Source organism: Pantoea sp. ME81 (assembly GCF_903970985.1).
Classification (GTDB): domain Bacteria; phylum Pseudomonadota; class Gammaproteobacteria; order Enterobacterales; family Enterobacteriaceae; genus Pantoea; species Pantoea communis.
The window spans coordinates 77,929-85,374 of sequence record NZ_CAJCKS010000003.1; the positions used below are offsets into that span (position 1 = coordinate 77,929).

General features: G+C 55.2%; 5 protein-coding genes and 1 rRNA gene. 1 reads left to right on the forward strand and 5 read right to left on the reverse strand.

Annotated elements, in window-relative coordinates; all coding sequences use genetic code 11:
• The first annotated feature begins 132 nt into the window (after window positions 1-132).
• Window positions 133-963, forward strand: coding sequence for a glyoxylate bypass operon transcriptional repressor IclR (iclR, locus tag H7A81_RS01230; RefSeq protein ID WP_182056480.1), 831 nt, complete (start codon window positions 133-135; stop codon window positions 961-963).
• Here iclR and aceK read toward each other — a convergent pair.
• From aceK to rrf, 5 genes are all read right to left on the reverse strand, one after another.
• On the reverse strand, window positions 960-2,693 hold the full coding sequence (gene aceK, locus H7A81_RS01235) for a bifunctional isocitrate dehydrogenase kinase/phosphatase (protein ID WP_166933974.1): 1,734 nt from the start codon (window positions 2,691-2,693) through the stop codon (window positions 960-962). The two genes, iclR and aceK, sit on opposite strands and share 4 nt — an antisense overlap.
• A gap of 133 nt (window positions 2,694-2,826) precedes the next feature.
• On the reverse strand, window positions 2,827-4,128 hold the full coding sequence (gene aceA / locus H7A81_RS01240; protein ID WP_058960030.1) for an isocitrate lyase: 1,302 nt from the start codon (window positions 4,126-4,128) through the stop codon (window positions 2,827-2,829).
• Window positions 4,129-4,144: 16 nt separating this feature from the next.
• A complete protein-coding gene (gene aceB, locus H7A81_RS01245) occupies window positions 4,145-5,743 on the reverse strand; it encodes a malate synthase A (RefSeq protein WP_166933976.1) in 1,599 nt (532 codons plus the stop codon).
• A 271-nt stretch (window positions 5,744-6,014) separates the two neighbouring features.
• Window positions 6,015-6,944, reverse strand: a complete 930-nt coding sequence (gene metA, locus H7A81_RS01250) for a homoserine O-succinyltransferase (protein ID WP_034827128.1) — start codon at window positions 6,942-6,944, stop codon at window positions 6,015-6,017.
• A gap of 384 nt (window positions 6,945-7,328) precedes the next feature.
• Window positions 7,329-7,444 (reverse strand): 5S ribosomal RNA (gene rrf, locus H7A81_RS01255).
• Window positions 7,445-7,446: the final 2 nt, after the last annotated feature.

Sequence of the window (7,446 nt, forward strand, 5' to 3'; positions counted from 1 at the left end):
TGAGCAAAAGTCACGACAGATGAGACATTTTCAGCCTGAAAGCATTACAGATCCGACCAGTAAAGCAGCGTTTGCATTCATACGCCCAAAAACGAAAATGGTTTCCAGCATTGATGCGATTGTGGAGACGTTATGGCAACCCCAGTACCGGCGAAACGTGGAAAAAAACCGCGTGCCGCAACAGCCACCAGCGCCCCGACAGGTGGGCAAGTTCAATCCCTGACGCGCGGTTTGCGTTTACTCGAACTGATCGCCGAATCTCACGGCAGCGTCGCGCTGACCGAGCTGGCTCAACAGGCCGGCTTACCGAACTCCACCACGCATCGCTTGCTGACCACCATGCAGCAGCAGGGATTTGTGCATCAGGTTGGTGATCTGGGCTTCTGGACCATCGGCTCACATGCCTTTGTGGTCGGCAGCAGTTTTCTTCAGAGCCGCAATCTGCTGGCGATTGTGCATCCCATCCTGCGTAAACTGATGGAAGATGCCGGAGAGACCGTGAATCTGGCGGTGCTGGATCTCAGCGACTATCAGGCAGTGATTATCGACCAGGTGCAGTGTACGCAGCTGATGCGTATGTCGGCACCGATTGGCGGTAAGCTACCGATGCACGCGTCTGGCGCAGGCAAAGCATTTCTCGCCCATCTCAGCGATGAGCAGGTGACCGCGCTGTTGCATCAGAAAGGATTGCACCACTACACGCCGAAAACTTTGATGTCTCCGCACAGCCTGAAAGAGAATCTGGCGCTGATCCGTAAGATGGGCTTTTCGCACGATGATGAAGAGCACGCGCTGGGCCTGCGCTGCGTGGCGGCACCCATCTATGATGAGCACGGCGAGCCTTTTGCCGCCATCTCGATTTCCGGCCCGATAGCACGCATGACCGACGACCGTGTGACCGAACTGGGCGCGCTGGTGATCCGTGCCGCCAGGCAGGTGACGCAGACCTATTCTGGCCGCTAAGCGGCCACTGATGCATAGCGCGCGCTGAAACGCTGTCCGGCGCGCCAGGCGATCACTTCTTCGATGTGCCCTTCCCGGATGCGCGTTTGCAGCGCGCGCCACCAGCACGGATCAAACAGCTGCGGGTGCAGCGCGAGCAATAACTTACCGGTGCCCGGCTCGCTGCACAGCGCATAGCGGAAAGTTTCCGGGAACACATCATCCGGCCCCACGCTGTACCACGGCTCGGCTTGCAGCTCATCCTCTTCGTAACGTGCTGGCGGCACATCGCGGAACTGCAGTTCGGTCATAGGCCGAATTTCATCGTAGTCGTAAAACACCACGCGACCGTGACGCGTCATGCCGAAGTTTTTAAATAGCATGTCGCCGGGGAAAATGTTCGCTGCCGCCAGTTGGCGAATCGCATCGCCATATTCGCCAATCGCGTGCTGACGCTGTTCTGGTGTGGCCTGCGCCAGCCACAAATTGAGTGGCTCCATACGGCGCTCCAGCCACAGATGTCGAATGATCAGCACGTCGTCACGCAGTTCCATCTTCTCCGGAATATCGCGTTGAAATTCCTCCATCAGCGCTGCCGGAATACGTGCGCGCGGTATCGCGAAATATTCAAACTCTTGCGTATCGGCCATGCGTCCTACGCGGTCGTGCTCTTTGACCATGCGATAGCAATCCCGCACCTGCGCATCGGTGACCTCTTTCTGCGGCGCGAAGCGATCTTTAATCACCTTAAATACGCGATCAAATCCAGGCAGTGTAAACACCAGCATCACCATGCCGCGGATGCCGGGCGCGATAGTGAACTCTTCATCACTGTGTGCCAGATAATGCAGGTATTCACGGTAACATTCGGTTTTACCGTGTTTCTGGCAGCCGATGGCCATGTAGCGCTCGGCGAGAGTTTTTCCCGGCAGAATCGGTTGCAGCCAGGCAACCAACGCCGCAGGCACGGGTGCATATACCATAAAGTAGGCGCGGGCGAAGCCAAACACGATGCTGGCGTCGTCGCTGTCGGTTAAGCAGGTGTCGATCCACAAGCGTCCCGCCTCATCACGCTGGATGGGCAGCAAGCAAGGCACCATGCCATCACTCAACTGTAATCGCGCCACGATCCAGGCGGTTTTATTGCGGTAGAACAGTTCACCGGCGACATCCAGCGTGGCGGTGGCCAGTTGAGCGGGGCTGAACTGTTCATGCAAGTGGCGGACGATCCAGCCGATATCGCGGGTGATATCCTGCCAGGGCAAGCGCAAAGGAATATCGTTCAGAACCTGCCTTAATACTTCATGCCAGCTGCCTTGTGGACGGTACAGCCGCGACAATGGACGTTGTGCCATCGGCGCGGCGACATAGGGCTGCGACGGGAAGATAAACAGCCGATTGGGATCGAGATGGCTGTGCCCCTGCAAGCGACAATAGACGGAATTAAAGAAGCTTTCGGCAATTTCATGGCGCGGATAACCGGGTAGCAGCGTCTCATAGTGGCTTTTTACCCGCAGCCAGAACGCTTCATCCCAGTTTGACACATCATTGAGGATGCGCAGTTGGTTGGTCACCAATCCAACATGGTGATCGTAAAGATGGATACGCGCTTTCATTGCCTGCTGCACGGCATGCCAGTCGGCCTGCTCGAAGCGCTGCTGGGCGCCTGCGGTGATATCCAGAAAGCGGCCATACTGCGCGTCGAAACCTTGCAGAATGGTGTGGGCAATCAGAGATTCTCTTGGTGTCATCGGCAACGCTCCGGCAAAGGGAGCCCATCCATGGGCCAGGCGTGATGAAAGTCCGCGATGCGGTTTTAGTCGCCATCAATGGCGACCCTACGAATGGGTCGTGCCATTTTCGTAGGGTACGCATGCAGACTGATCAGAACTGCGCGGCTTCCGTCGAACCGGTCAGCGCAGTGACTGAGGACTGGCCGCCCTGAATCACGTTGGTGATGCGATCAAAATAGCCGGTGCCCACTTCCTGCTGATGAGAGGAGAAGGTGTAGCCTTTTTCGCGCGCGGCAAATTCCGGCTGCTGCACTTTCTCAACGTAATGGCGCATCCCTTCACCCTGCGCATACGCGTGTGCCAGATCGAACATGTTGAACCACATGCTATGAATGCCGGCCAGCGTAATGAACTGGAAGCGATAGCCCATGTCGCTTAATGCCTGCTGGAAACGGGCGATGGTGCGATCGTCGAGATTCTTCTTCCAGTTGAATGACGGCGAGCAGTTGTAGGCCAGCAACTTGCCCGGATACTGCGCGTGAATCGCGTCGGCAAAACGTTGCGCCAGTTCGAGATCCGGCGTCGAGGTTTCGCACCACAATACATCTGCGTACGGCGCATACGACAAGCCACGGCTGATCGCCTGCTCAATACCGGCGCGAGTACGGAAGAACCCTTCAGCGGTACGTTGCCCGGTGATAAACGGCGCATCGCGCTCGTCACAGTCGGAGGTAATCAAGTCAGCGGCATCCGCATCGGTGCGTGCCAGCAATATCGTCGGCACGCCCATGACATCAGCTGCCAGCCGCGCAGCCACCAGTTTCTGAATCGCTTCCTGAGTGGGCACTAACACTTTGCCACCCATATGGCCACACTTCTTCACCGAGGCCAGCTGATCTTCAAAGTGCACCGCACCGGCACCTGCCTGAATCATCGATTTCATCAGCTCGAAGGCATTGAGCACGCCACCAAATCCCGCTTCTGCATCCGCCACAATCGGCAGGAAGTAGTCAATAAAGCCTTCATCTTCTGGCGACAGACCATTCGCCCACTGAATCTGGTCGGCGCGCTGGAAGCTCTGATTGATACGCTCGACCACATTCGGCACCGAGTTCGCCGGATAGAGCGACTGATCGGGATACATCTGCCCGGCCATATTCGCATCCGCAGCAACCTGCCAGCCGGAGAGATAGATCGCCTCTATTCCGGCTTTGGCTTGCTGTATTGCCTGCCCGCCGGTTAAGGCGCCGAGGCTGTTGATATACCCTTTGGTGGACTCACCGTTGAGCAGCGACCACAGTTTATTCGCCCCGCGCTCTGCCAGCGTGCAGGCCGGATTCACTGAGCCACGCAGGTTGATAACATCTTCCGCGCTGTAGGGGCGGGTAATGCCCTGCCAGCGCGCGTCGTTCCAGCTCGATTCCAGTTGTTTGATCTGTTGGTGACGATTCATAGCGTTATCTCCAGGTTCATGGCAGCAGGCGGTAGCCCGGCAGAGTAAGGAAAGAAACCAGTTCGTTATCCGTGGTGATTTGCGCCATCAGCGCGGCGGCATCGGCAAAGCGTCCGCTACGGAAGCGCTCCTCGCCCAACGTTTGTTGCAGGGCCAGCATCTCTTCATCGAGTAGCCGCTCAAACAGTTCGGCGGTCACCAGTTGGCCATCGCTGAGGATCTGCTTGTGATGAATCCACTGCCAGATGGAGGTGCGGGCAATTTCTGCCGTGGCGGCATCCTCCATCAACCCATCAATCGGCACGCAGCCGTTACCCCCAATCCACGCCTCAAGGTACTGCAACGCCACGCGAATGTTGGCGCGCATACCCGCTTCAGTGCGCAGACCCCGACATGGCCGCAGCAGACGTTCGGCGGTGATGGGTGCATCCTGATCGCGGCTGACCTGCAGCTGATTAGGCTGATTGCCGAGCTGACGGTCGAATTCAGCCATGGCGATATCGGCCAGCCCCGGATGCGCGACCCAGGTGCCGTCATGGCCGTTACCGGCTTCACGCGCTTTGTCTTCTTGTACTTTCTGCATCACCCACGCATTACGCTCGGCATCTTTGCTCGGAATCAGCGCGGACATGCCGCCCATCGCCAGTGCGCCGCGGCGGTGGCAGGTTTTGATCAGCAACCGTGAATAGGCATCGAGGAAGGGCTGATCCATACTGATTTGCTGGCGGTCCGGCAGAATGCGATCGCCGTGCTGTGCCAGGGTTTTGATGTAGCTGAAGATGTAATCCCAGCGACCACAATTCAGGCCGACCACGTGATCGCGCAGCTCCCACAAGATCTCATCCATCTGGAATACCGCTGGCAGCGTTTCGATCAATACCGTGGCTTTGATGGTGCCGCGCGGCAGATCAAAGCGATCCTCGCTAAAGCGGAAGATCTCACGCCACCACGCCACTTCAGATGCATGCTCGGTTTTTGGCAGATAAAACCAGGGGCCATGCCCCTTCTCAAGCAGCGCATCAACGTTGTGGAACAGGTAAAGCGCAAAATCAAACAGCCCGCCGGGAATGGCCCGATCGCGCCACTCAACGTGTTTTTCATTCAGATGCAGCCCACGTACACGACACATCAGCAGAGCAGGATCGGATTTCAGCTGGTAGATCTTGCCCGCTTCACTGGTGAAGTTCAGCGTGCCGTTGACCGCATCCCGCAGTGTCAGCTGGCCATCCATCAATTTCTGCCAGGTGGGTGCCAGCGAATCCTCGAAATCGGCCATGAAGACGTTGACGTTCGCATTCAGCGCGTTGATCACCATTTTGCGATCCGGCGGGCCGGTGATCTCGACGCGACGATCGCGCAGCAATTGGGGAATCGGGCGAACCTGCCAGTCACGTTCACGAATGGAAGTGGTTTCCGAATCAAAGTCAGGTAAGGCACCCTGATCGTAACGCTGCTGGCGCTGCTGACGTGCTTTTAACAGGCGCTCACGTTCCGGTGCAAAACGCGCGACCAGTGTGTGCAGGAAGTCGATGGCTTGCGGGGTGAGCAGCTGCTTTTCCGCGTAGGTAAAGGGCTGAGTGAAGGTCAGCGTATTGTGGATAACCGAATCTGTCATGCGGGCTGCTCCTGTTATGATCCGTCCCCATTTACGGGGATCCGGGTGTAGGGTGATTTTTAACCGGCAAGATCAGAGCATAATGATTTTTATATTGTTTTCAAAAACTATTTCCATTTTTATTTTTAAATCGCCTTATTGTACTGATAAATATGTAATTTAAACTCTCAAATTAAAGGCAATGGATTCCACAAGTTTGCGCAAGGCAAAAAAAATGCCGCGACAGCACGAGGCTGTCACGGCACATTTAACGAGAAAAGCGAGCTTTGCTTTAGTCGAGTGTGGGGTTCATATGACGCAGATCGAACGGTGTAATCTGGTAAACGTAATAGTTTAGCCAGTTTGAGAACAACAGATTACCGTGGCTGCGCCAGGTGGCACGCGGTGGCAGTTCAGGATTGTCTTGTGGGAAGTAGTTAAATGGTACTTCCGGATGCAGCCCGGCATCATAATCACGATGGTATTCACCGGATAACGTCAGCGCATCGTATTCAGGATGGCCAGTTACAAACGCCAGGCGCTTGTCTTTGCTCGCCATCAGGTAAGCCCCGGTGGCGTCAGATTCGGCAAACAACTCGAGATCGGTATAGTCGCGAATTAACTGGCTCGGGAAATCAGCATAACGCGAATGCGGCGCGAGGAAATTGTCGTCAAATCCACGGGTTAACAAAGCATGCGGATGCAGGATTTGATGTTCATACACGCCTGAAAGTTTGTTCTGACGCGTTTGCTTTGGAATGCCGTACAGAATGTTCAGCGCGGCTTGTACCGCCCAACAGACAAACAGCGTGGATGTGACGTGTTCTTTCGCCCAGTGCAGCACACGCTGAATCTGCGGCCAGTATGCCACGTCATTGAAATCCACCAATCCCAGCGGGGCACCCGTAACGATCAGACCATCGAAATTATCGTGCTCAATATCTTCGAAGTTGCAGTAGAAGTTATTGAGATGCTCGCTCGGCGTATTGCGTGACTCACGGCTGTCGATGCGCAGTAGCTGTATGTCGATCTGCAGTGGCGAGTTGGAGAGTAAGCGTAAGAACTGATTTTCCGTTTCGATCTTTTTTGGCATCAGGTTGAGGATCAGTACTTTTAGCGGGCGAATCTCCTGAACACTGGCGCGCGATGAGGCCATGACAAACACGTTCTCATTACGCAAAAAATTCACTGCCGGTAATTCGTCGGGGATTCTGATTGGCATAGCTAACTGACCTCTTACTGATAACCGTATAAACGTTTAGACATCCAGATGCCCGAGGTTAGCCTGGCTTCTGCTGAATGTCGAGTCTTCATGCGGATTATGAAAATGTTTCAGTTTAAAGCGGGATTTGGAGGTCTGATCCGTCTATTTATGCTACATCTTTGCGCGACCAACGCGGTGTTTTATGCGTTTTTTGCATATAGATGAGGCGTAATGACAGTGTTTGAGAGGAAAAATGGGGGACTTTACGGAGCACTTCAAGCTTTTTTCGCAGCGCATTTAGCGGTATTTTGGCGATCTTCGTGGCTGTTAGCATTGATTTCGCCAATTTGCAGACGTAAAAAAACCCTGAACTTTCGTTCAGGGTTTCTTCACTTATTTGATGCCTGGCAGTTCCCTACTCTCGCATGGGGAGGCCCCACACTACCATCGGCGCTACGGCGTTTCACTTCTGAGTTCGGCATGGGGTCAGGTGGGACCACCGCGCTAAAGCCGCCAGGCA

Excerpts from the sequence above, each read along its gene's own strand:
- metA (WP_034827128.1), bottom strand. The coding sequence starts at position 6,944 with ATGCCAATCAGAATCCCCGACGAATTACCGGCAGTGAATTTTTTGCGT.
- iclR (WP_182056480.1), top strand. The coding sequence starts at position 133 with ATGGCAACCCCAGTACCGGCGAAACGTGGAAAAAAACCGCGTGCCGCA.
- aceB (WP_166933976.1), bottom strand. The coding sequence starts at position 5,743 with ATGACAGATTCGGTTATCCACAATACGCTGACCTTCACTCAGCCCTTT.
- aceA (WP_058960030.1), bottom strand. The coding sequence starts at position 4,128 with ATGAATCGTCACCAACAGATCAAACAACTGGAATCGAGCTGGAACGAC.
- aceK (WP_166933974.1), bottom strand. The coding sequence starts at position 2,693 with ATGACACCAAGAGAATCTCTGATTGCCCACACCATTCTGCAAGGTTTC.